Source organism: Ruegeria sp. YTSA135, from assembly GCF_059610165.1.
This window is the reverse complement of record NZ_JBXWNC010000023.1, coordinates 22,028-44,209: the sequence shown is the minus strand read 5'-3', so window position 1 is coordinate 44,209 and position 22,182 is coordinate 22,028. Positions and strand designations below refer to the sequence as shown.

At 58.4% G+C, this 22,182-nt stretch carries 23 protein-coding genes and 1 tRNA gene; 15 read left to right on the top strand and 9 right to left on the bottom strand.

The annotated features are described in order from the left end of the window. Nucleotides 1–246: 246 nt before the first annotated feature. Nucleotides 247–750, top strand: a complete 504-nt coding sequence (locus AC2FIT_RS20750) for an Hsp20/alpha crystallin family protein (RefSeq protein WP_496832085.1) — start codon at nucleotides 247–249, stop codon at nucleotides 748–750. An 88-nt stretch (nucleotides 751–838) separates the two neighbouring features. Here AC2FIT_RS20750 and AC2FIT_RS20745 read toward each other — a convergent pair whose 3' ends face one another. Beyond that, nucleotides 839–1,174 carry a YegP family protein gene (locus tag AC2FIT_RS20745; protein WP_171237003.1) on the bottom strand — a complete coding sequence of 112 codons (336 nt, stop codon included), beginning with the start codon at nucleotides 1,172–1,174 and terminating at the stop codon, nucleotides 839–841. A gap of 300 nt (nucleotides 1,175–1,474) precedes the next feature. Between AC2FIT_RS20745 and AC2FIT_RS20740 the strand changes: the two genes are divergently transcribed. The 7 genes from AC2FIT_RS20740 (at nucleotide 1,475) to AC2FIT_RS20710 (ending at nucleotide 6,970) form a co-directional block, all read left to right on the top strand. Further along, on the top strand, nucleotides 1,475–2,644 hold the full coding sequence (locus AC2FIT_RS20740; protein ID WP_496832083.1) for a MerR family transcriptional regulator: 1,170 nt from the start codon (nucleotides 1,475–1,477) through the stop codon (nucleotides 2,642–2,644). Nucleotides 2,645–2,711: 67 nt separating this feature from the next. Further along, nucleotides 2,712–3,251, top strand: coding sequence for a GNAT family N-acetyltransferase (locus tag AC2FIT_RS20735; protein WP_496832081.1), 540 nt, complete (start codon nucleotides 2,712–2,714; stop codon nucleotides 3,249–3,251). Nucleotides 3,252–3,255: 4 nt separating this feature from the next. Continuing rightward, on the top strand, nucleotides 3,256–4,332 hold the full coding sequence (gene rsgA, locus AC2FIT_RS20730) for a ribosome small subunit-dependent GTPase A (protein ID WP_496832079.1): 1,077 nt from the start codon (nucleotides 3,256–3,258) through the stop codon (nucleotides 4,330–4,332). Nucleotides 4,333–4,627: 295 nt separating this feature from the next. Then, a complete protein-coding gene (locus AC2FIT_RS20725) occupies nucleotides 4,628–4,861 on the top strand; it encodes a DUF3489 domain-containing protein (RefSeq protein WP_496832077.1) in 234 nt (77 codons plus the stop codon). Next, nucleotides 4,861–5,298 carry a DUF2924 domain-containing protein gene (locus AC2FIT_RS20720; RefSeq protein ID WP_496832076.1) on the top strand — a complete coding sequence of 146 codons (438 nt, stop codon included), beginning with the start codon at nucleotides 4,861–4,863 and terminating at the stop codon, nucleotides 5,296–5,298. Before AC2FIT_RS20725 ends, AC2FIT_RS20720 begins: the two co-directional genes overlap by 1 nt. Continuing rightward, the gene (locus AC2FIT_RS20715; RefSeq protein ID WP_496832074.1) at nucleotides 5,295–6,365 is read left to right on the top strand and encodes a recombinase family protein; all 1,071 of its coding nucleotides are present in this window, start codon (nucleotides 5,295–5,297) and stop codon (nucleotides 6,363–6,365) included. The genes AC2FIT_RS20720 and AC2FIT_RS20715 overlap by 4 nt, the downstream gene beginning before the upstream one ends. Then, nucleotides 6,341–6,970: a hypothetical protein gene (locus tag AC2FIT_RS20710; protein WP_496832072.1), complete on the top strand. Its 630-nt coding sequence runs from the start codon at nucleotides 6,341–6,343 to the stop codon at nucleotides 6,968–6,970. Before AC2FIT_RS20715 ends, AC2FIT_RS20710 begins: the two co-directional genes overlap by 25 nt. 279 nt (nucleotides 6,971–7,249) lie before the next feature. Here the strand turns inward: AC2FIT_RS20710 and AC2FIT_RS20705 are convergent. Then, a tRNA-Gln gene (locus tag AC2FIT_RS20705) sits at nucleotides 7,250–7,324 on the bottom strand. A gap of 447 nt (nucleotides 7,325–7,771) precedes the next feature. Further along, nucleotides 7,772–8,260 carry an SH3 domain-containing protein gene (locus tag AC2FIT_RS20700; protein ID WP_496832088.1) on the bottom strand — a complete coding sequence of 163 codons (489 nt, stop codon included), beginning with the start codon at nucleotides 8,258–8,260 and terminating at the stop codon, nucleotides 7,772–7,774. 171 nt (nucleotides 8,261–8,431) lie between these two features. Here AC2FIT_RS20700 and AC2FIT_RS20695 point away from each other — a divergent pair, with 171 nt between their 5' ends. The 7 genes from AC2FIT_RS20695 to AC2FIT_RS20665 all read left to right on the top strand — a co-directional run bounded on the left by AC2FIT_RS20695 (nucleotide 8,432) and on the right by AC2FIT_RS20665 (nucleotide 16,669). Then, entirely contained in the window at nucleotides 8,432–9,418 is a 987-nt protein-coding gene (locus AC2FIT_RS20695) for a 2-hydroxyacid dehydrogenase (RefSeq protein ID WP_068341001.1), read from the top strand. A 38-nt stretch (nucleotides 9,419–9,456) separates the two neighbouring features. Then, nucleotides 9,457–11,250 (top strand): gamma-glutamyltransferase, encoded by a 1,794-nt coding sequence (gene ggt, locus AC2FIT_RS20690; RefSeq protein ID WP_496832070.1) that lies wholly within the window; start codon nucleotides 9,457–9,459, stop codon nucleotides 11,248–11,250. A 12-nt stretch (nucleotides 11,251–11,262) separates the two neighbouring features. Next, nucleotides 11,263–12,675, top strand: a complete 1,413-nt coding sequence (locus tag AC2FIT_RS20685; RefSeq protein WP_496832068.1) for an FAD-binding oxidoreductase — start codon at nucleotides 11,263–11,265, stop codon at nucleotides 12,673–12,675. A gap of 136 nt (nucleotides 12,676–12,811) precedes the next feature. Beyond that, a complete protein-coding gene (locus AC2FIT_RS20680; protein WP_496832066.1) occupies nucleotides 12,812–13,006 on the top strand; it encodes a hypothetical protein in 195 nt (64 codons plus the stop codon). Between the two features lie 51 nt (nucleotides 13,007–13,057). After that, a complete protein-coding gene (locus tag AC2FIT_RS20675) occupies nucleotides 13,058–13,603 on the top strand; it encodes a hypothetical protein (protein ID WP_496832065.1) in 546 nt (181 codons plus the stop codon). A gap of 21 nt (nucleotides 13,604–13,624) precedes the next feature. Beyond that, complete coding sequence (locus tag AC2FIT_RS20670) at nucleotides 13,625–14,026, top strand: hypothetical protein (RefSeq protein WP_496832064.1); 402 nt, start codon at nucleotides 13,625–13,627, stop codon at nucleotides 14,024–14,026. A gap of 135 nt (nucleotides 14,027–14,161) precedes the next feature. After that, a complete protein-coding gene (locus AC2FIT_RS20665; RefSeq protein ID WP_496832062.1) occupies nucleotides 14,162–16,669 on the top strand; it encodes a GcvT family protein in 2,508 nt (835 codons plus the stop codon). A 34-nt stretch (nucleotides 16,670–16,703) separates the two neighbouring features. Here AC2FIT_RS20665 and AC2FIT_RS20660 read toward each other — a convergent pair whose 3' ends face one another. From AC2FIT_RS20660 to AC2FIT_RS20635, 6 genes are all read right to left on the bottom strand, one after another. Next, nucleotides 16,704–17,039, bottom strand: a complete 336-nt coding sequence (locus AC2FIT_RS20660; RefSeq protein WP_496832060.1) for a carboxymuconolactone decarboxylase family protein — start codon at nucleotides 17,037–17,039, stop codon at nucleotides 16,704–16,706. A 69-nt stretch (nucleotides 17,040–17,108) separates the two neighbouring features. Continuing rightward, a complete protein-coding gene (locus AC2FIT_RS20655) occupies nucleotides 17,109–17,762 on the bottom strand; it encodes a DUF938 domain-containing protein (protein WP_496832059.1) in 654 nt (217 codons plus the stop codon). After that, entirely contained in the window at nucleotides 17,759–18,832 is a 1,074-nt protein-coding gene (locus AC2FIT_RS20650) for an NAD(P)/FAD-dependent oxidoreductase (RefSeq protein ID WP_496832057.1), read from the bottom strand. The genes AC2FIT_RS20655 and AC2FIT_RS20650 overlap by 4 nt, the downstream gene beginning before the upstream one ends. Before the next feature lie 229 nt (nucleotides 18,833–19,061). Next, nucleotides 19,062–20,135, bottom strand: coding sequence for a BMP family ABC transporter substrate-binding protein (locus AC2FIT_RS20645; RefSeq protein ID WP_496832055.1), 1,074 nt, complete (start codon nucleotides 20,133–20,135; stop codon nucleotides 19,062–19,064). A 31-nt stretch (nucleotides 20,136–20,166) separates the two neighbouring features. After that, entirely contained in the window at nucleotides 20,167–21,087 is a 921-nt protein-coding gene (locus AC2FIT_RS20640; RefSeq protein ID WP_496832053.1) for an ABC transporter permease, read from the bottom strand. Between the two features lies 1 nt (nucleotide 21,088). Beyond that, nucleotides 21,089–22,171 (bottom strand): ABC transporter permease, encoded by a 1,083-nt coding sequence (locus AC2FIT_RS20635; RefSeq protein WP_068340950.1) that lies wholly within the window; start codon nucleotides 22,169–22,171, stop codon nucleotides 21,089–21,091. Nucleotides 22,172–22,182 lie beyond the last annotated feature (11 nt).

Sequence of the window (22,182 nt, the reverse complement as noted above, 5' to 3'; positions counted from 1 at the left end):
CGATGTTGTGCGTGTGCAGCAGAAAACTCCGAAACCGGACTTTCACGGCGCCAGTCATGTATGTCTCACTTGCGGACAAAGCAGACGTTGGCGACTGTGCAGTGTGCTCGGGCTGTTTGATCGGCTGTTCGCCGAACCGACTGCTCTCTTGCGTCAGTTTTGTCTTGAGCAAGATCAAAGCTAACGTCGCAGTTTCTGGCAGAATCTCCTTGCATTCTGATCGTGGAAAAGGAGGAGGTTCAGAAGATGCTTGAGGACAAAAAGTCACCGCAACTGTTCACCGGAACAAACCCGCTGACTGACAGTTTTCGGCGGGAGATGGAAACAATGATGTCGCGTTTCTTTGGAGGCGCTTCACCATTCGCGCCACTTGAGACGGCTGCACAACGGACTGGTTTCCCGTCGCTTGATATGACCGGCGCGGTTTCACCCGCCATAGACATCACCGAGACAGATACGGCTATCGAATTGACAGCCGAGTTGCCTGGACTGTCAGAAGATGACGTCGAACTCGAACTCAAAGATGGAAGACTGACGATCCGCGGTCAGAAAAACGTCACGCACGATGACAAGGGCGATCTGCGCATTAGCGAGCGGAGCTACGGCAGCTTTGCACGAACGATGACGTTGCCTGACACGGTAGACATCGAAAACATCACCGCTGAGTTTGACAAAGGCGTTTTGCACATCACGATGCCCAAAAGCGAGCCAAAAGAACCAAGCCGGAAAATCAAGGTATCTTCGAAATAGCCGCCCAGCCAGTCCCAAGCGGCTTCAAGCGCAAAGCCGGATTTCGTGAACACTCAGAACGAAGCGTGGCTGAGGGCAGCGCCCCTGGTCATGTCGTCTGGTCGTCCATTTTAGCATCTGGCGCGTTTGTCATAACAGACGATATCCCTTTGTCCCGAGCAGCTTCGCTGCTGTAGGTTTCGCTTGTACCGATCACTTGTCCGTTCGACGCTTTCAAATTGAACATTGGTTGCCCGGAAGATGCGGTCTTGCGTTCAAATCTGCCGTCCATCGCAGCATTTTTTCGAACTGACTCGATCCCGTTTTCCGCGCTGGCTTTTTGTTTGTAGCCCTCGCTGGCAAGGATAATCTCACCGTTTCCGGCCTTCAGCCGAAACCGGTACTCCCCGGCTTTGTCTTTGTAGAGTTCGAACTTGCCCGCCATAAGAAATTACCTCCCAACCAGTGTGTTCACATGCGTACAATGAGGTTAATTTTAGCGTTTTGGCAAGAAACTCCGGCAATTGCCGCCAAACAACGCTGCGCGGCACATCGCACCAAAGCGCTTGGGAGTCGGAGACCCTCAGCGTCACGCTGGGAGCGGCCATTAGGTGGCCAGACGTGAACGACTGCTGTGCGGGACAAAGCCGATATTCATCCTTGATTATGGCTTGACCTGTCTATGGCTTCACACCTTAGGACGACTCCAACGGTTGAGATTGGGTGTGAGCGAACAAGGCGGCGGATGTATCAGATTTCTGAATTGGCAGAGAGCGTGGGTCTTTCGCGCTCCACGCTGCTCTACTACGAGAAGCTCGGTCTGCTGAAGGGCAAACGGCAGGCAAACGGCTATCGCGTCTACACGGACGCCGACCGACAGCGGCTGCGCCTGATGCAGCAGCTTCAGGCCGGCGGCCTCAGCTTGCAGGAGTGTCAGGCCTGCCTCGATGGGAAACTCGACCGCGACATGCTGGGACAGCGGCTCGAGACGCTGGAGCGCGAGATCGCGGAAAAGACGCGGTCGCGTGACCTGCTGGCAGCGCTTCTGGGGCGCACCAGCCTGAAGGACTGGCACCAGGAGGTGGAACGGGTAGCGCCCGACCTGCACCGCTCCTGGCTGATGACACAAGGCTTTTCAAGTGAGGAGGCCGCGCGGGTCGCGTGGCTGTCGAAGGACATGAACGCACATGACGACTACATGGCGGGCTTCATGGAGGTCTTCTCCACGCTCGACCGGTGGGGACCGGCGACAGAAGCGGCGACGTTAAAAGCGCTTGCCGTGGTGCCCTTCGCACCGCAGAAAATCCTTGAGATCGGCTGCGGCCCCGGCATGGCGACGATGACTTTAGCTGAGGCCACTATGGCGCAAATCCTTGCCTGCGACACGGCTGAAGGCGCGCTGGACCGGCTGCGCGAACGGGTGGCGGCGAGAGGTATGGGTGACCGGGTCGAGGTCCGCAACGTCGACATGGCGCAGTTGCCTTTGCCTGATCAGCCTTGGGACGTAATCTGGGCCGAGGGCAGCGCCTACATCATCGGCGTCGAGCGCGCGTTGCGGGACTGGCGGCCGCTCCTGCGCCCCGGCGGCGTGCTAGTCTTCTCTGAAATGGTCTGGCGCACCGATACGCCCTCGGAAGACCTGCGCGCTTACTGGGCCTCGGAATACCCGGCCATGACCCGCGTTCCCGTGCGGCTCGAGCAGGCGAAACGCGCTGGCTATCGGCTGCTAGGGCATTTCGACATGGGGCGCGAGGCGATGGACGCTTATTACCGCCCGCTCGGGGCACGCGTCGCGGAGATGGAGGCGCGCCTTGATGGCAGCCGCGTGCTGGACGATTTGCGTGCGGAACTGGCCGCCTACCACGCCTGCGACGGGATCGTGAGTTTCGAGATGTTCGTGCTACAGAAGCCCTGACAGGTAGCGCGACCCCATCTTTCGATTACAGAACGGCAAGCTTATCCGCGCCGATGGAGACAGGAATATGGACTTTTCGACCGAATATGAGACCCACGCCGAGGCCGTCGCCGACCTGTTCACGGCGAGCTTCGCCGCCTCGGAAGGTGCGGAGGAAGGAGCGCTGATCGGCGCTCTCGCGCGCCGCCTGATTGCGGAGACGCCCGCCGAGGACCTGCGCGTTGTTGCCGCCTGGGAGGACCGTGCGCTCGTCGGCAGCATCTTCTTCACGCGGCTCACCTACGAAGGCGATCCCCGCACAGTCTTTATGATGGCGCCCGTGGCAGTTGCCACTGAACATCAAGGCAAGGGCATAGGGCAACGTCTGATCTCATACGGCCTCGATGAACTCCGGCAGGAGGGCGTAGACATCGTGGTCACCTACGGCGATCCGGCCTTCTACGGCCGTGTCGGGTTCAAGCCTGTCTCGGAAACCGACCTGCCTGCGCCGCAACCACTCGGGCAGCCACAGGGCTGGATTGCCCAATCCTTGACCGAGGAGCCCCTCACGCCTGTGCACGGACCGTCCCGCTGTGTCGCTGCCTTTGACGACCCGGCGCTCTGGTAGTTCCATGGTCCGCGACTACTCCGCCTTCTTGCCCGGTGGCGCACCACAACGGCGAGAGCCCACCGCGCTCGAGCGACTGGGCTGGGGCCCGACCTTCGCCCGGCAGATAGATGCCGACGCCTTGACCGAAACACCTCCCGTCCGTGTAATCGCGGTGCATCGCAGCGGCCTGCACGTGCTGGGTGACGGCATTGACGAGATGATCCCGCCGGGGCCCGCGGCCACGGTGGGTGATTGGCTGCTATTCGATCGCGCGCGACCGCGGTCGAGTAGCGTGCTGGAGCGTATGAGCTTGATCAAGCGCCGCGCGCCTGGCACGGGCCGGGAGGTGCAACTGATTGCCGCGAACATCGACACGGTCTTCGTCGTTACCTCCTGCAACGCAGATTTCAACTTGGCGCGGTTGGAGCGCTACGTGGCATTGGCCTTTGAGGCCGGGATCGACCCGGTGATCATTCTGACCAAGGCCGATCTCGCCGAAGACCCCACACCTTATGTGGAAGCCGCACAGAAAGTGTCAGACCGCGTGCCAGTCGTGGCCCTCGATGCTCGCGGTTCGGAACCGGCACGGGCGCTGGCCGACTGGTGCAAGCCCGGCCGGACTGTTGCATTCCTCGGTTCCTCCGGCGTGGGTAAATCCACCCTGACGAACGCGCTGCTTGGCGCGCAGGCCATCGCAACCCAAGGCATCCGCGAGGACGATGCGAAGGGCAGGCACACCACGACCCGGCGTGAACTGCACGCTACCCAGGGCGGCTGTCTTGTTCTCGACACGCCGGGCATGCGCGAATTGCAGCTGACTGACGCCGCGACCGGCATTGCCGATGTTTTCGACGATATCGAGGAACTGGCCGCAAGCTGCCGCTTCACCGACTGCCAGCACGAGACCGAGCCCGGGTGCGCTGTCCGATCCGCAATCGAGGACGGCAAACTCGACCCAGCCCGTCTCATCCGCTGGCGCAAGCTTCAGGCCGAGGACGCTTTCAACTCGGCCACCTTAGCAGAGCGCCGCGAAAAAGACCGCGCCTTTGGCAAGCTGGTGCGCAGCGCGGTGAAGGCGAAATCAGATCGAAAGCGATAAGCCCTTTCAACATCCTGCGCATGGTCCCGCATCACGAAGTAGTGGCTCAACATCTCCGCGATCGCCACCAACCCGTCCGCTTCGGGCTCGCCTCGGTCATCCGGGTCTTTTTATCAGATGACTGCTTTTCTGCGCTAAGCGGCCGTAATTCCACTGGACTTGTGCGCCAAACAGAGCGGTACTGTCTGTGTCGCGACGCACTTGGTGCTGTGTGCCGCCTTCTCCGCCCGGGCCTCCGGGTTTTGCTCAGTGGCAGGATCAATTCCGACCTGTTTGCACAATATGGAGAAGACCTATGACAAAATCGACGAAACCAAAAACCAAGAAAGCACAGCTCATCCAGATGCTGACCCGGAAAGCCGGGGCGGATGTTGCGACGATCAGCGACAAGCTCGGGTGGCAATCGCATACGACGCGGGCGGCACTGACGGGCCTGCGCAAGGCGGGGTTCGAGATCTCCGCGGAGAAATCAGGGGACGGGAAACCGCTGAGCTACCGCATCACCGCCCTACCGGCGGATGCCGCCTGATGGCTGGTCACCAGGATATCGCCGCGCGTTGGGAGGACCTCGGCCAGATGGACCGGGCGGCCCTGCGCGTGGCCTGGGCGGAGGCGTTTGGCGACGCCCCGCCGCACTTCCTGTCCATGATCTTCATGCGCAAGGCGCTGATCTGGGATGAACAGAATCGGGCCTTCGGTGGTCTGACCACCGAGGTGAAACGCGCGCTGAAGGCCGCCGCAGGCGGAAAGCAAGTCAGAGCGCCAGCGCCCGCGATCAAACCTGGCACACAGCTTGTTCGGGAGTGGAACGGCCGGCGATACCAGGTGGAGGTGCGGGACGACGGGTTCGTGATGAATGGTGATCATTATAAATCGCTGTCCGCCATTGCGCTGCAAATTACCGGCACCAGCTGGTCAGGGCCGCGGTTCTTCGGTCTCAACGGCAGGGCAGGGACGGACGCATGAAGAAGATCCGCTGTGCCATATACACCCGCAAGAGCTCTGAGGAGGGACTCGAACAGGAATTCAACTCTCTGGATGCACAATATGAGGCCTGCGCGGCGTACATCGCCAGCCAAAAAGCGGAAGGCTGGGTGCTGCTGCCAGAGCGCTATGACGATGGCGGTCTCTCTGGCGGCAGCATGGAGCGGCCCGCGTTGCAGCGCCTGCTCGCAGACATCGACCGGGGTGTCGTGGATCAGATCCTTGTTTACAAGATCGACCGCTTGACGCGTTCACTGGCGGACTTCGCGAAGATGGTCGAACGGCTGGATGCGGCAGGTACGTCGTTTGTGTCGGTCACCCAGTCCTTTAACACGGCCACCAGCATGGGGCGGCTGACACTGAACATGCTGCTCAGCTTCGCCCAGTTCGAGCGTGAAGTGACTGCCGAGCGCATCCGCGACAAAATTGCGGCCTCAAAGAAGAAGGGCCTTTGGATGGGCGCAACGGTCCCGCTGGGCTATGCCGCTGATGGGCGGTCCCTGAAGATCGCTGAGCCGGATGCCGGGGTGATCCGCACGATCTATAACCTCTACCTTAATCACCGGAACACGCGCATCGTTAAAGAAGCGGTTGATGCCCTCGGTCTCAAGACACCGGTGCGCACACTTATCTCGGGTAGGGTGAAAGGGGGCGCGCAATTTAGCTATGGCCATATACACTATATCCTGACGAACCCGGTCTATGCCGGTCGCATCCGGCACCACGCGAAAGTCTATCCCGGCCAGCACCCACCGCTGATCGACCCTGAGGTCTGGGACAGCATCCAGGATCAACTCAGATCCGATGCGTTGAAGGATCGGACATTCACGAAGCGGAACCGCAAGGGCGCCAAAGCATCGGCATCGCCGCTGGCCGGCAGGATCTACGATCAGACTGGGGATCGCCTGACGCCCAGCCATTCGAAAACGCCAAAGGTCGCAAGTTGCGATATTATGTGTCTCATCGGCTGGTGCGCGGAACAGCGCCACGTGATCCATCGGGGTGGCGGTTGCCAGCACCGGAATTGGAAGACAAAGTCGCTGATCTGATCCGGCGACACCTCGGTCAACCAGAGGTCCGCGCGAATATCTTGTGCGACGCGACCGCCGATAAAACTTTCGGGGTCGGAGCCCGCTTATCCGAACTGTTCGAAAGCGACGCTGCCGCAGTCAAGGATGCAATACGCCACTGCCTTAAACTGGTCGACCGCATCGATATCGCGCCGGGCGACATACGCATCACCTTGTCAGGCGAACATCTCGCACATCATCTTGATGTGGATGCGACGCGCATTCTGGAAGAACTGCTGACCATCACCTCAGCGTTCCAGCATCGGAAGCGGGGCGTGGAAACCAGGCTGATCATCGGTGACGCACAGTCGGAGATCGACACCACCCTTCTGCGCAACATCGCTTGCGCACATCGGTACTTCGATCTTATCCGGTCGGGCAAAACCTTTGCCGAAATCGCCGCAGCCGAAGGCGTCTCAAAACGCCGTGTTCAGCAGCTGATCGAGCTGGCCTTCCTGGCACCGGACGTGATCCGGTCCGTCCGCGAAGGCCGGCAGCCCGTTGGCATGACATCCGACTGGCTCAAGCGGCATGCATTCTCACCCATCTGGACTGAGCAGCGCGACGCATTCACCGCATTATAAGCCACTGCATCAAAATCAATTTTTACGTCCATGGCGCTGATCGTCGCTGGCTTCGTCCTCCGGCAATATGCCACTGGGTTATGACCGCACGAAAGGCGATGCTACCACCATCACATTCGCCCAAACTGCTACCGCGGAAATGGCGATTCCAGACTTTTCGAGGAAACGGGCTGAATATCGGATATCTGTCGGTCTGGGGTAAATTGACACCTCTGAAAGCGCCCGAAATGACGCGTTGAAATATAAAAATCTACATTATATCAATAACTTAGAGGGTGGTGGCTGGGGTGGTAGGATTCGAACCTACGATACACGGTACCAAAAACCGCTGCCTTACCACTTGGCTACACCCCAACAGTGAGGCGCTGTCTACGATTGTTGTTTGGAGGGTTCAAGAGCTTTTAGGCGAAAAAAACAGCTTTGGGCAAAATTATTTTTAGTCACGACCGACAGCCAGGAACAGCAAAACTGGCGCCAGTTGAGCGGCATGGCGCAAACGGTGCCGCCTCAGCATCATCCGGAGTTCGTAAGTCACAGAATGGTGAAGGGTGCTGAGTTAGCAAACCTGCGTTTTGAGGGTCTTTCGTTAGCATCATGGGCATACAAAACATGGGCGCGCACTGTCATTCTGTGAGGGCTTTTCAATTGCTGAACACACACTTTGACACATTGAAAAGAATAAAAATATTTGGAAAGCCAGCACACCTACCTAGCCGGGCATAGCCTGTTCTTTTCGCAGGCAACCAAGAAACCGGAGAGGACAAAGCTATACCCAGTTGTCGCGGCGGCCCGATCGCCGTGTTATTCGCGAATTTCAGAGGGGTCGACGCCCCAGAGATTTGATTTCTCCGCCCAGCCACGATACCCGCCAGCCGAGATGTGGCACCAATCCAGGCTGCATTTGCCAAGGCGTGCCACCACACCGGATTCGAATTTGGCGCTGACTTGGGAATTGGGGTCGGGGTTTGTGTAAACGGACAGCAATTCGGAATCGATCAGGACGGTACGTACACCTGAAAGCAGGGCGTAGTGTACCCATCCCCCAGCTCCGTCACGGTCCTGCACTTTGCGCCAATTGCCGTATTCGGCCGTGATTTGCAGCGGCATACCGCGCCGCTTGAAAACCCAATCGATTCGATGCGTCAGCGACGGGCCGCGGCGCACGTTGCCCTCAGCGGCCTTCATCGAAACATAGCGGGGTATCGGCAGGTTTGTGACTTGGCCCCGTTTGTCTTGTGCGCTGGCGCTGAATGCCCCCAGAAACACAAGAAATGCGCACGAAATCACCAAAAGGCGGTGTTTTACCGTTAGAAAACCACTCACTGACTGCCTGCTCTTGTGCCTGTTGATCTGGTTTCGAAAAAAGGTCGTCTCAATGCGATTGGGGTTCTTGTGCCCCGCCTGATCCTGCGCCACGATGCCATGGCGCGCAAAGATTTGCAAAGCGATGGGAGGGCAAAGGTGCCAAGAGAACGTCTGAGTGTTGTCGTAACGCGACGGTTGCCCGAGGCAGTGGAAACCAGGCTGTGCGAGTTGTTCGATGTTCAACTGCGCGACGATGATGCCCCCATGTCGCGCGAAGAACTGGTCGCCGCGGTTCAAAGTGCGGATGTACTGGTTCCCACAGTTACCGATACAATTGATGGTGGCTTGTTGGGGCAGGCGGGTGAAAATCTGCGCCTGATTGCCAACTATGGGGCGGGTGTCGACAACATCGACGTCGCGACAGCACGACAGCGCGGTATCCTGGTCTCTAACACACCCGGCGTTCTGACCGATGACACGGCCGACATGACGATGGCGCTGATCCTTGCCGTCACACGACGACTGCCCGAAGGCATCAGCTTGATGCAACAGGGGGATTGGTCCGGCTGGGCGCCCACGGCCTTACTTGGTGGTCGGATTGGTGGCCGGCGTCTTGGGATTCTGGGAATGGGCCGGATAGGGCAGGCCGTGGCGCGACGTGCCAGCGTGTTTGGGATGCAAGTGCATTACCACAATCGTCGCCGGTTGCGCCCCGAGATTGAGCAGGAGCTTGACGCGACCTATTGGGAAAGTCTTGATCAGATGGTGGCGCGGATGGATGTTATCTCGGTCCATTGTCCGTCGACTCCATCCACGTTTCACCTGATGAATGCGCGCCGTTTGAAGCTGTTGAAACCCTCCGCTGTGGTTATCAATACCTCTCGGGGTGAGGTGATTGACGAAAACGCACTAACCCGACTGATCCGGTCTGGTGATATCGCGGGTGCGGGTCTCGACGTCTATGAACACGGCACTCAGGTGAACCCGCGTTTGCGGCAATTGCCGAATGTCGTTCTTTTGCCCCACATGGGCTCGGCCACGCTGGAAGGGCGGATCGAGATGGGGGAGAAGGTCATTATCAACATCAAAACCTTTGAGGACGGACACCGCCCGCCGGATCAGGTTGTACCATCTATGCTGTGACGCGCCCGCGCCGCAGAAACAGTTTTCTGGAGGATACGATGAATAGAAATCTGATTTCGGGGTTGTTTTTTGCGGCGTTGACCTTTGGCGGTGCGTCCTTTGCGCAGGAAACGGCAGATACGGTCGCGCCCGAGGGTGCCTCTGAAGGTCAGGTTCAGGCTCTTACCGATGAGGTCATCGCTTCGCTTGAGGCGAAAATGGCGGGGATACCTGTGCACTCTGACAACTGGATGGTTGCTGCGGCGCATCCGTTGGCCGTAGAGGCCGGGGCCAAGGTGTTGCGTGCCGGTGGGTCGGCGGCTGATGCAATGGTCGCCGTTCAAGTCGTTTTGGGTTTGGTCGAGCCGCAATCCTCGGGCTTGGGTGGCGGTGCGTTTCTGGTCTGGTATGACGCCGCGACTGGCACATTGACCACGCTGGACGGGCGCGAGACAGCACCTCTGGAAGCGAACCACCGATTGTTTTTGGACAAGGACGGTGAGCCGTTGCAATTCTTCGATGCCGTTGTTGGCGGTCTTTCGGTCGGCACGCCCGGTACGCCTGCGCTGATGGAAGAAGCCCACCGCCGCTGGGGACGCAGCCCATGGCCGGGCCTGTTTCAGGATGGCATCAGGTTGGCGGAAGAAGGGTTTCTTGTGTCTCCGCGCCTGGCGTCCCTTGTCGAAGCGGATGCTGAACGGCTGTCACGCTTTCCGGCCACAGCCGAGTATTTCCTGCCGGGCGGCGAGCCGTTGCAGCAAGGTCAGCGTCTGATGAATCCGGATTACGGAGAAACTTTGCGCGCATTGGCCAGCGAGGGATCTGCCGGGTTCTATGGTGGCGAAATCGCTGCCGGGATCGTCAGCACCGTGCGCAACGCCCCCGGTAATCCCGGTGTTCTTTCCGGTGTCGATCTGGCGCTGTATCAGGTGATCGAGCGTGAGCCCGTCTGCGCCACCTATCGCAGCTTTGAGGTTTGCGGCATGGGTCCGCCGTCGTCGGGGGCGCTGACGGTTGGGCAGATTTTGGGCATGTTGAACGATTATGATCTGGCCGCGATGGGGCCAGAGGACGTAAATGCCTGGAGGCTGATAGGCGATGCCTCGCGTCTGGCCTTTGCGGATCGCGGTCGTTACATGGCGGATCATGATTTTGTGCCGATGCCTACGCAGGGGCTGGTTGACCCCGACTATCTTTCTGAACGTAGTCAGTTGCTGAACGCTGACGGCGCACTGACGGACGTAGCACCCGGCAACCCGGAATTCGATCATGCATCTAACTGGGCGGATGATGTGTCGCTAGAACTGCCTTCGACCTCGCACATCTCGATCGTCGATCAGTACGGAAACGTGTTGTCGATGACCACCACCATTGAGAACGGATTTGGCTCACGCCTGATGACCAATGGGTTCCTGCTGAATAACGAGTTGACGGATTTCTCGTTCAAGACCCACAGCAACGGTGTGCCAATCGCGAACCGGCTGGAACCCGGCAAACGGCCACGTTCATCCATGAGCCCAACCATCGTTATGCAGGACGATGCCCCGGTGCTGGCGATCGGCTCGCCGGGTGGTAGCCGGATCATCGGGTACGTGGCCAAGTCGATCATTGCCTGGGCAGATTGGGATATGGATGTGCAACAGGCGTTGTTGCTGCCGCATCTTGTCAATCGGTTCGGCACCTACGATGTCGAACAGGGTACGGCAGCCGAGGGGTTCTTGGATTCGCTGATCGAACTGGGCTATGAGGTCAATCCACGCGATCTGACATCTGGGTTGCACGCGATTGAAATTGACGAAGGTCTGATCGGTGGCGCAGACCCGCGCCGCGAGGGCATCGCTCTGGGCGAATAAAGGGAACTACACATGGTGCAGGCTGTAGCTTTGGCGCGAAATGAGGCCGGGATTGAAACGGCTGTGGGCATTCTCAAGCAGAAATTCGGGGATCGTCTGCAGACGGGCCAAGCTATTCGTGAACAGCACGGCCACACGACCACCTGGATCGAAAATCAGGTGCCGGACGCCGTGGTCTTCCCCCAGTCGACCGAGGAGGTTTCGCAGATCGTCAAAACCTGCGCCCAACACAGGGTCCCTGTGATTGCCTTCGGCACCGGCACCTCGCTTGAGGGGCACGTGAACGCTCCGGCGGGGGGAATCTCGGTAGACCTGTCACAGATGAACAAGGTGTTGGCGGTGCATGCAAATGATCTGGACTGCGTTGTGCAGCCCGGGGTGACGCGCGAAGATCTGAACACTCATTTGCGGGATCAGGGCTTGTTCTTTCCTATCGACCCGGGGGCCAATGCCTCGCTTGGTGGTATGGCGGCAACGCGGGCGTCAGGTACAAACGCCGTGCGTTACGGCACGATGAAAGACAATATCCTCAGCCTTGAGGCGGTGATGCCTGACGGTCAGATCATTCGCACCGGGCATAGGGCGCGGAAATCTTCTGCCGGGTATGATCTGACCCGCCTTTTGATCGGGGCCGAGGGCACTTTGGGCATCATCACCGAGCTTACCCTACGCCTGCAAGGCATCCCCGAGGCGATCACCTCGGCCCGGTGTTCCTTTCCATCCGTCGATGCGGCCTGTCAGGCCGTGATGACGACGATCCAGTATGGTGTGCCTGTGGCCCGGATCGAGCTGCTGGACGCGTTGTCGGTCAAGGCTGCCAACGCCTATTCCGGGCTGAGTTTGCCAGAAACGCCGTTACTGCTTTTGGAGTTCCACGGCTCGGATGCGGGCGCGGTCGAACAGGCGGACACCTTTGGACAGATCGCCAGAGAATTCGGCGGTGCCGATTTCGCCGCCACCTCGACCACAGAAGAGCGGAACAAGCTGTGGCAGGCCCGGCACGATATGTATTGGGCCAGCTTGCAACTGCGCCCTGGTGCACGGGGAATCTCAACCGACGTTTGTGTTCCGATATCGCGTCTTGCGGAATGTGTCACGACCACTCGGGACAAGGCCGAAGAGATGGGTCTTATGGCACCAATTGTCGGGCATGTGGGGGATGGAAATTTTCACACTCTGCTGCTGATTGACATGGACAATGCCGAGGAACTGGCCAGTGGAGATGCGTTCGTTGGCTGGCTGAACGATCTGGCGATCTCAATGGAAGGCACGTGCACTGGTGAGCATGGAATCGGACAGGGAAAACGCCCCTATTTACTTAAAGAGCTGGGTGCGGCGGTCACTTACATGGATGCCATAAAAAAGGCGCTGGACCCGGATAACATTATGAATCCAGGTAAAATCCTGTCTTTCCCCGGAAACTGACCTTCGACGAGAATCTGGCCTTGTAGCCATATGGCTGCCCTATTTGCAGACTATCTTTCGCGCTCAAGAGCAGTGATTGATTTTAGGTTCTCAAATGGGCGTTTTACGGATTTTGGGTTTTGCAATGATCGTGTGTTTGGTCATCGCTGGCCTTGACTATTTCCAGCAGAACAAAAAACACGACGGCAGTTTGTCCGTCAGTGGTTATGTTGACACGATCAAGCAGCGTTTCGCGCAGCAACAGGGCGAACGCGAGGCAAAAGCTGTAGAACGTGATCGTCAGAACCGGTGGAATGCTGGGGCCAAACCCTATCTTCCTGCGGCCGCATAGGGTTGGGATCGGCATGAGCTGACAGACCTCGACAGTGCACCGGTCGACACTGTGCTTTCGGAGTATGACCCAACGCCGCTGATAAGCTCGGTTTCTGGCACGTCAGAGTTGATACGCCTTTCCAAAGCGGGAAAAGAGAGCTTCGCCCGCAAGCTAAGCAAGTCGGGGCTGGTCTATGCCAAGGGGGATGAGGTTGCCTGGTTCGACATCAGTCTCAAGCCCAAATCCGCGCGCAACTCATTGGTTGGTATCGCTTTGTCGCGGCAGCAGAATTTTGTAGCCATGACCGAGATCACCAAAGGTTTCGCGGTCATTGATGGTGTCGCGTTCATGGAAACCACATATTCCATGTTGGAGTCTGACGAAGCCCCAGACTATCGCAGGATTACCGGACGTATCGGAATCGATGAGGAAGTCGTGATCCGAATGAACACCAATGCGTCCGACGAGGCCATTCTCGAACTGTTACGAGCTGTCGATTATGCCGCCCTGAATGCGTTGCTAACCTTCCCTTCGCCCGTCGTGGGGGCTGGTGTCCTGATTCCGCAAGACCGGCAAGCGGAAGTCGCAGAGAAAATGGATGACTTATACTCTTAGATGATATTGGTTCAGGAAAAGATGACCGACGAAAAACTCGAGAACCTTAACTATGCTGCGGTGATGGTCAACGCGATGACTGCATGTGGGTATAGTAGCGACGGTATCATGGACATTACCGGTGGCATGGTGTTCGAACACCAGGATGTTCTGCAAATCGGATATGGTCGGGCGCAAAAGCTGCTGTTGGAGTCCGACCAACGCCAAGCCGCGCTTGCTGACGACACGACGCAAGGGTCGGGCTTTTTCAAGAGGTTGAAAGACAAATTGCCGGCCTTTGGGATACCAGGGGTCACGGGTGCGTCTGCGGAATCTGCTGCGCCTAAGAAGTCGTCGCAGCCCGTGCGCGTGCACAAGGGCGGGTTGGGGGCATCCTGCGCACAAGTTGGCAGCGTAAAGCGATGTGCAGCCGCCGGCCAATAGGTCAAATCCATTGAATCGACGGCCCGTATTGAATAGCGGGTCGTTTTCTTTCTCTCACTGGTCGGATGAATGTCGCGCCGGGGTCTTCAATTGCGCCATATGGTGTCAACTGAATTCAAGGGGAGACGCCCGGTTATGAAAACCCAAGTCAAAGCATTGGTCGTTGGCGGCGGCGCCATCGGGACCTCGATTGCCTATCACCTGGCCAAGGCGGGCTGGGACGATGTGATGTTGATTGAACGGGATGAGCTGACGTCAGGCTCAACCTGGCACGCAGCCGGTTTGCTGCCGTTGTTCAACATGTCCTATGCAACAACCCACATCCACAAATACTCGGTCGATTTCTACAAGATGCTTGAGGAAGAGACCGGCTTGAACGCGGGCTTTGCCGTGGTCGGGAACCTGCGCATGGCGCAAACGCAGGATCGTATGGATGAGTACATGCTCTATGCGTCCACGGCCGAAACCTGCGACGTGAAATACGAATGGCTGACTCCGGATCAGATCAAGGAACGCTGGCCGCTGATCGAAACGGGCGATTTGAAAGGCGCGATCTATCACACCGAGGACGGCTACATTAACCCTGCGGACGTGACGCAGGCGATGGCCAAAGGTGCGCGTCAGCGCGGTGTTGAGATTGTACGCAAAATGCAGGCCGACGCCTTTCATTGGAACGGCACCCACTGGGAAGTCACATGCACCAAGATGGTCGAGCAGGGCGGTAACCTTGTCCCATCAGATGAGCAGGTTGTCATAACGGCCGAACATGTTGTGACTGCATCGGGCAACCATGCACAGCGCACGGCCAAGATGCTGGGCATCAAGATGCCCGCAATCCCGGTTGAGCACACCTTCATCGTCATGGACAAAGACCCCGAGTTGGTCAAATGGCGTGAGGCAGGCAACCCCGAGCATCCCGTTGTGCGCGACGCTGACAACGAATCCTATGCGCGTGAGGAACGCGGCGGCTGGATTCTGGGTATCTACGAACACGGTGCACCCGCACGGTTTGAATACGGTGTGCCGGACAGCTTCCGTGCGGATCTGTTCCCGCTGGATCTGGATCGGATTGCTGAGCAATACATGGCGATGGCCGAACGCGTGCCGTCCTGCGCCGACTCGGGCCTGAAGGACGATTTCAACGGCCCGATCTGTTATACGCCTGACGGCAACCCGCTGGTCGGCCCGGCTCCGGGTCTGCGCAACATGTGGTTGGCCGAAGGTTTCTCTTTCGGGATCACCGCTGCAGGTGGCACCGGCTACTACCTGGCGCAGATGATGGTCGATGGAGAAGCCGAGATTGACATGGCCTCGCTGGACCCCAAGCGGTATTCGTCCAACTGGATGACCACCGAGTTTGCAGCCCGCAAGAACGAAGAGTGCTATGAGCATGTCTATATCCTGCACCACCCGGATGAAGAGCGTGAAGCCTGCCGCCCGCTGCGCACCGTTCCGGCCTATGACCGTCAGAAGGCGCGCGGCGCGCAGTTCGGCTGGGTCAACGGTTGGGAACGTCCAAACTATTTCGGCCCGGTTGATGCACCGGACAACTTCGACAAGGAAAGCCGTTCGTTCCGCCGTGGTGGCTGGTGGCAATATGCCGTCGAAGAAGCCAAAGCGATCCGCAACGGCGTTGGCCTGATCGACGCGTCGGCCTTTACCAAGCATGTCGTCAAAGGCCCCGGCGCGACCCAGTTCCTGGATTGGTTCACCTGCAACAAGCTGCCCAAGGTCGGACGCATCAACCTGACCTACGCGCTGACCTCGCACGGCACCACCCGCACCGAATACACCATCGTCCGCAATGGCGAGAACAGCTATTATATCGTCTCTGCCGGTGCCTGGACCGAGTACGACGCGGACTATCTGCGCAAGGCGGCTGAGGACAAGATGGAGGAGTTCGGTTACATCGAAATCCAGGACGTGACCACTCAGTGGGGTGTCTTCGCCATCGCCGGACCAAAGTCGCGCGATGTTCTGAAAGAGGTCATCAAAGACGCCGATCCGGAAACCGCGCTGTCCAACAAGCGCTTCCCGTGGCTATCCGCGCGCCAGATCGAGCTGGGCATGTGCCCGGTCAACGCGATTCGTGTGGCTTATACCGGTGAGCTGGGTTGGGAACTGCACCACCCGATCGAAATGCAGAACTATCTGTTCGATCTGTTGGAAAAAGCTGGTGAGAAGCACGGTATGAAGCTGGTCGGCGCCCGCGCTCAGAACTGGCTGCGTCAGGAGAAATCCTACCGCGCCTTCGGCACCGAGCTGGGCCGCGACGCGACCCCGCTTGAGGCCGACCTGCCGCGCTTTGTCGATCTGTCGAAAGACTTCTACGGCAAGGCCAAGCTCGAAGAGACCGGTGTGCGCGTGAAATGCTGCACTCTGCTGATCGACGGGCCGGACGATGCCGACCCGTGGGGACGCGAGGTGTTGTATACTCCGGAAGGTGAGCGCGTGGGGCGTCTGACCTCGGGCGGGTATTCGGTGGCGTTCGAGAAATCCATCGGCATGGGCTATGTGAAGCCCGAATTGGCGGTCGAAGGCACCAAACTGAAGGTCAAGATGCAAGACAAACTGTGGGACGCAGTCGTGACCTGCGACAGCCCCTATGACCCGAAAAACGAAACCATCCGCAAGGATGGGTGATTAGTCAAAGACCCCGGAGAACTCCGGGGTCTTTTTAATCGGACAGTTCGTCGAAACATTCCAACGCTTTGGCGGCGTACATCATCGACGGGCCTCCGCCCATCTGGATGGCCATCGCCAACACGTCTGAAAACTCAGCGCGCGAAGCCCCGGCTTTGATCAGGGCTTCGGTGTGGAGCGTGATGCAGGGCTCACACCGGATCGCGATCGAGATGCCCAAAGCGATGAACTCTTTGGTTTTGTAGTCCAGCTCACCCCCTTGCTTGACCGCTGCCCCAAGCGCACCGAATGCGCGGGTGGTATCCGGTAGCGCACCGTTAAGGGCGCGCAGACCTTGTCGCGTGTCCTTGATCTTTTCGTGCCAGCTCATGTCACCATTCCATTTCAAATAATGTGATATGGATATGCTGCAGCGTGCTGAGCCCGACTTTGATCTTGATCAGCTATCACGTTTTTCTGCAACAAACGTCAGGTTGTTTGCCGGCATCTCGACCAAATCAATGACGTTCAGACCCTGGGTGGCCATCCAACTGGCGATGTCACCGTCATCCTTGTATCCGATTTCCGGATTTTGCTGGACAAGCGCATCATGGAACCTCTGGTCGCCATCGCTCGTCAGTTGGCCCGACCTTTTGAACGGACCATAGAGGATAAATCGGCCTTTTGGGGCAAGCGCCTGTGCGGCTTCGGCAATCAATACCTGTGTTTGTGGCCAACTGATCAGATGCACCAGATTGATCAAGACGATAAGGTTCTGATCCGAAAATTTTGCATGCCAACCGGCGGACGTTGCATCCAGTGCGACCGCTTCTGCAACATTGGGCAAGCCCGAGGTATAGGAATTGATGCTTGCGCGTCGTTCCGGCTCAACTTCGGTCGGTTGCCATTTCAGGGCGGGCAAGCACCGCGCAAAGGCGCTGACATGCTGGCCAGTGCCGCTGGCAATTTCCAAGGCCTGACCTTCGGTCGGTGCCCACTTCACCAGCAGATCGCATAGTGCATCCGCGTTGCGGGTCGCAGCGGGGGCAACAAGCCGCCCGTCCTGACCTTTGGTTGCAACGCTGGCGCTTGGGGGAAGGGTTCGTTTGATCATCGGTGCAGTCTTTCCGGGCTGAGGGCGGCTGTGGTTTGTGTATCAAGATTGGGGGTCATACCTGTCGCAAGATCAGCAACCAGTTGCGACGCGGCAGGAGAGGTCTGGAAGCCATATCCGCCCTGACCCGCAGACCAGATAAAGGACGGATCGGCCGGATCTGGGCCAAGTACCAAAGTCCCATCAGGTGCAAAGCTGCGCAGCCCGGCCCAGTTCGCCTCAACCCGTGTGACGGGTTCGGTGACCATCTCTTCGTAGCGGGCCAAGCCTTCGGCCAGCACCAAATCGTCGGCATAAGCGTCCTGAGGCGGCACAGGCTCGGCCTCGGACGGTGAGACCAGCAGTTTGCCCGCATCGGGTTTGGCGTACCATGCCTCACCCACACCGAACAGCATCGGCCAGTCCTTGATATCATGTCCGCCGGGGGCAGGCAGGCGCGCCATTGACCGGCGCTTTGGCGTAATACCAATGGGTTTGATCCCCGCCAGGGCGGCGACCTCATCAACCCAAGGACCTGCTGCATTCACCAATTTGCGCGCGTCGTAAACATCCCCAGCCTCCACGATCCAATGCGTGTCTTTCCGAATTGAGGTGACACGCGCCTTGGTCAGCACCGCGCCACCATTGGCGCGGATTGTTCGGACGAAATCCTGCATCAACCTGTCGGTGTCGATATCGAATGCAGATTGGCTGACAGCCGCATAGGCAAGTTTGTCTGTGTCCAGAATGGGCACGCGATCTATTGCATCAGCCGCAGAAATGGCACGCATGTTCAACGCGGCAGCGTCAGCTTCAAACGCGGCTTTCTGATCTTTGCGACCGACCAACAAAATACCGCGTGGAGTCAGGTATCCGCCATTCTCATCGTGCAGATACGCCGCGCTGGCCTTGTTCAACGCAACAACCGAGGGCGGACCATACCTTTGTTCGAACAATGCGGCCGAGCGACCGGATGCGTGATAGCCAATCGCGTCTTCAGCCTCAAGAACGGTTACCCGCCCGTGGGCCGACAGGCGCGCCCCGGCACTCAGGCCAGCGATGCCGCCGCCTATGACAAGGAAATCAATCATTTGTCCTCTGCGGTACGCTTCGATTGAACGGTGCAGGCCAGCCGGACGCCGCCACCTGAGCCTGCCTGGACGCTTAAAGCAGTCTTGCTGGAACGCATCAAGCCGCTTGACCAAAAGCGGCGTTGATCGCCCTGCATCAAAGGGAGCGAAGGTGTTCCAAAACTACTGTGTAATGCAGAAAAAAAGGGCTGACCAAGCGGCCAGCCCTTCGGTGTTTTTGCGGTGTCGCTTATTGCGGAATGTCACCTTCCAGACCTTCGACATAAAAGTTCATACCCGCCAGCGTGCCGTCATCGGCCACTTCGCCTTCTGCCAACCAGTCGCTGCCGTCCTGCTTTTTCAGCGGGCCGGTGAAGGGGTGGTATTCACCTGCGGCCATTGCGGCTTTAAGCGCCAGCGCCTCTTCCTTTACATTGGCTGGAACGGCGTCTGAGATCTCTCCGATTGCAACCATGCCTTCGCGGATGCCATCCCAAGTGTTTGCACTTTCCCATGTCCCATCCATAACGGCCTGGGTCCGGGCGATGTAATAGGGGGCCCAATCGTCGATGATCGACGACACACGCGGGAACGGAGCGTATTCGCTCATGTCCGAGGCCTGACCAAAGGTGACAACGTTGCCTGCCTCTTGTGCGGCCGCCTGTGGTGCGGTCGAATCGGTGTGTTGCAGGATTACATCCGCGCCCTGTTCGATCAGAACGGTGGCGGCATCAGCCTCTTTCGCAGGATCGAACCAAGTGTAGGCCCAGACGATCTTGAACTCGACATCCGGGTTCACCTTTTTGGCATGAATGTAGGCCGAGTTGATGCCACGGATCACTTCGGGGATCGGGTAGGACCCGATATAGCCAATGATGTTCGACTCGGTCATATTACCGGCGATATGGCCTTGAACGGCGCGTCCTTCGTAGAAACGAGCCGAATAAACCGAAACGTTTGGCGCGGTCTTGTAACCCGTTGCGTGCTCGAACTTCACATCCGGGAATTTCTTGGCAACGTTAATGGTCGGATCCATATAGCCAAATGACGTGGTGAAGATCAGATCTGCACCGTCCAGCGCCATCTGTGTCATCACGCGTTCAGCATCCGGACCTTCTGGAACGGATTCAACGAACACGGTTTCAACCTTGTCGCCAAAATGTTCTTCGACGGCCAGACGACCCTTGTTGTGCTCGTAGGTCCAGCCGCCGTCGCCGATGGGGCCGACATAGACAAAACCGACCTTGGTTTTGTCTTGGGCCACAGCGCCTGTGGCCAGGCCAAGCGCGATGGCGGCGCTTGTCAGAAGTGAAGTGAATTTCATGTGTTACTCCCCAAGTTGGTTCAGTTGGCCCCTAGTGTGAGGCATGGAAGATCCGGCCCAGTGAGGCAGGTGCGCTGCTCTTGTCGGCCGAAAGGATCACAAGCACAAGGATCGTGATGATGTAGGGCGACATTGCCAGATACTCGACAGGGATGGCAACGCCCGCTGCCTGCAAATTAAGCTGCAATACTGTGATGCCGCCGAACAAATAGGCACCCAGCAACGCGCGCCACGGCTTCCAGCTGGCGAACACGACCAAGGCCAGAGCGATCCAGCCCACGCCTGCGGTCATCCCTTCGGTCCACTGTGGGACGCGGATCAGGCTGATATAGGCTCCGCCCAGGCCTGCGCAGGCTCCGCCGAAAAGGATCGCCAGTATGCGGATCTTGATCACCTTGTAGCCAAGCGCATGCGCTGCATCGTGGTTTTCGCCCACGGCGCGCAGGATCAGGCCGACCCGCGTGTATTTCAGTGTCGCCCACACGGCGGCAGTCAGACCGATACCGACATAAAGGATCGGGTCATGCTGAAAAAGGATCGGGCCGAACACTGGGATATCGCTGATCACCGGAATATGGATTTCACCCATGCTGGGCGGTTTGACCCCAACGTAGCTCTGCCCCATCAAGGCGCTAAATCCCAATCCAAAAAGCGTTAGCGCCAACCCGCTGGCGACCTGATTGGCCAGTGCCACCTGCGTCAGCAGCACGAACAACAGCGACAGCACCGCGCCACCAACAGCGGCTGCAATAAAACCCAGATAGGGCGAGCCCGTCTCGACCGAGATCGAAAAGCCGCTGATTGCACCGACGATCATCATGCCTTCGACGCCAAGGTTAAGAACGCCTGCTTTTTCCACGACCAGCTCTCCGATTGCGGCAAGCAGAAGGGGGGTCGCGGCCACCATCAGCGAGGCGATCAGAAGGACGGGGTTAATTTCACCAAGGTCCATGTTACGCTACCTCGCTACGGGCCGCACGGATGCGGTAATTTGTCAGAAGATCGAAAGCCAGCAGGAAGAACAACAGCATCCCCTGGAAAACTTGGATGGCAGCGGCTGGCAGGCCCAGTTGAGACTGTGCGATTTCACCGCCGATATAGGTCAGCGCCATCAGGCCACCGGCCAGCAGAATGCCCACCGGATGCAACCGGCCCAGAAAGGCCACGATGATCGCGGTAAAGCCGTAGCCCACGTTAAAGTCGATGCTGACCACGCCCGAGGGGCCTGAGACCTCAAACATCCCAGCCAGACCTGCCAGAGCGCCGGACAAACCCAGACAGAACAGGATCAGCCGGGCAGGGTTCACGCCGGCGAATTTCGCTGCCCGAGGGGCCTCACCCGTCAGGCGAATGTGGAACCCGAGCATATGCCGGTTCAGCAGGATATAGGCAAAGATCACGGCGATTAGTGCCGTTACGACGCCCCAGTGCATCCCTGATCCGGCGATCAGTTCGGCATTATGCGCGCTGTCATAGGATTGCAGGTTGCGCGATCCCGGAAAGCCAAAGCCTTCGGGGTTCTTCAGCAGACCAAGTGAGACCGAGGCCAGCATCTGCTCGGCCACATAGACCAACATCAGCGACACAAGGATTTCGTTGGTGCCAAAGCGAACCTTCAGAAAGGCCGGGATCATGGCCCAAAGCCAGCCGCCGAACGCCCCGGCGATCACCATGATCGGAAAGATATACCACGCCTCCAGCGGATAAAAAGCCAGCCCCGCCCCGGCCCCAAAGATGGCGCCCATGATGTACTGGCCTTCGGCGCCGATATTCCAGATGCCTGCGCGAAAACCCAGCGACAGGCCAATCGCGATCAGCACCAGCGGCGCGCCTTTCACCAGTAATTGCGGACGGTAGTAGAAGGCAAACTCACCAAACAGCGGTTCCCAGAAAATGGTACCGATGGCTTCGATCGGGTTCTTTCCCAGGATGGCGAACAAAACGCCGCCAAAAATCATTGTTGCCACCACCGCGACCAAAGGGGTGGCATAAGACCACGCCTTGGACGGCTGAGGCCGTTTCTCCAACACAATCATCCGCTCATCCC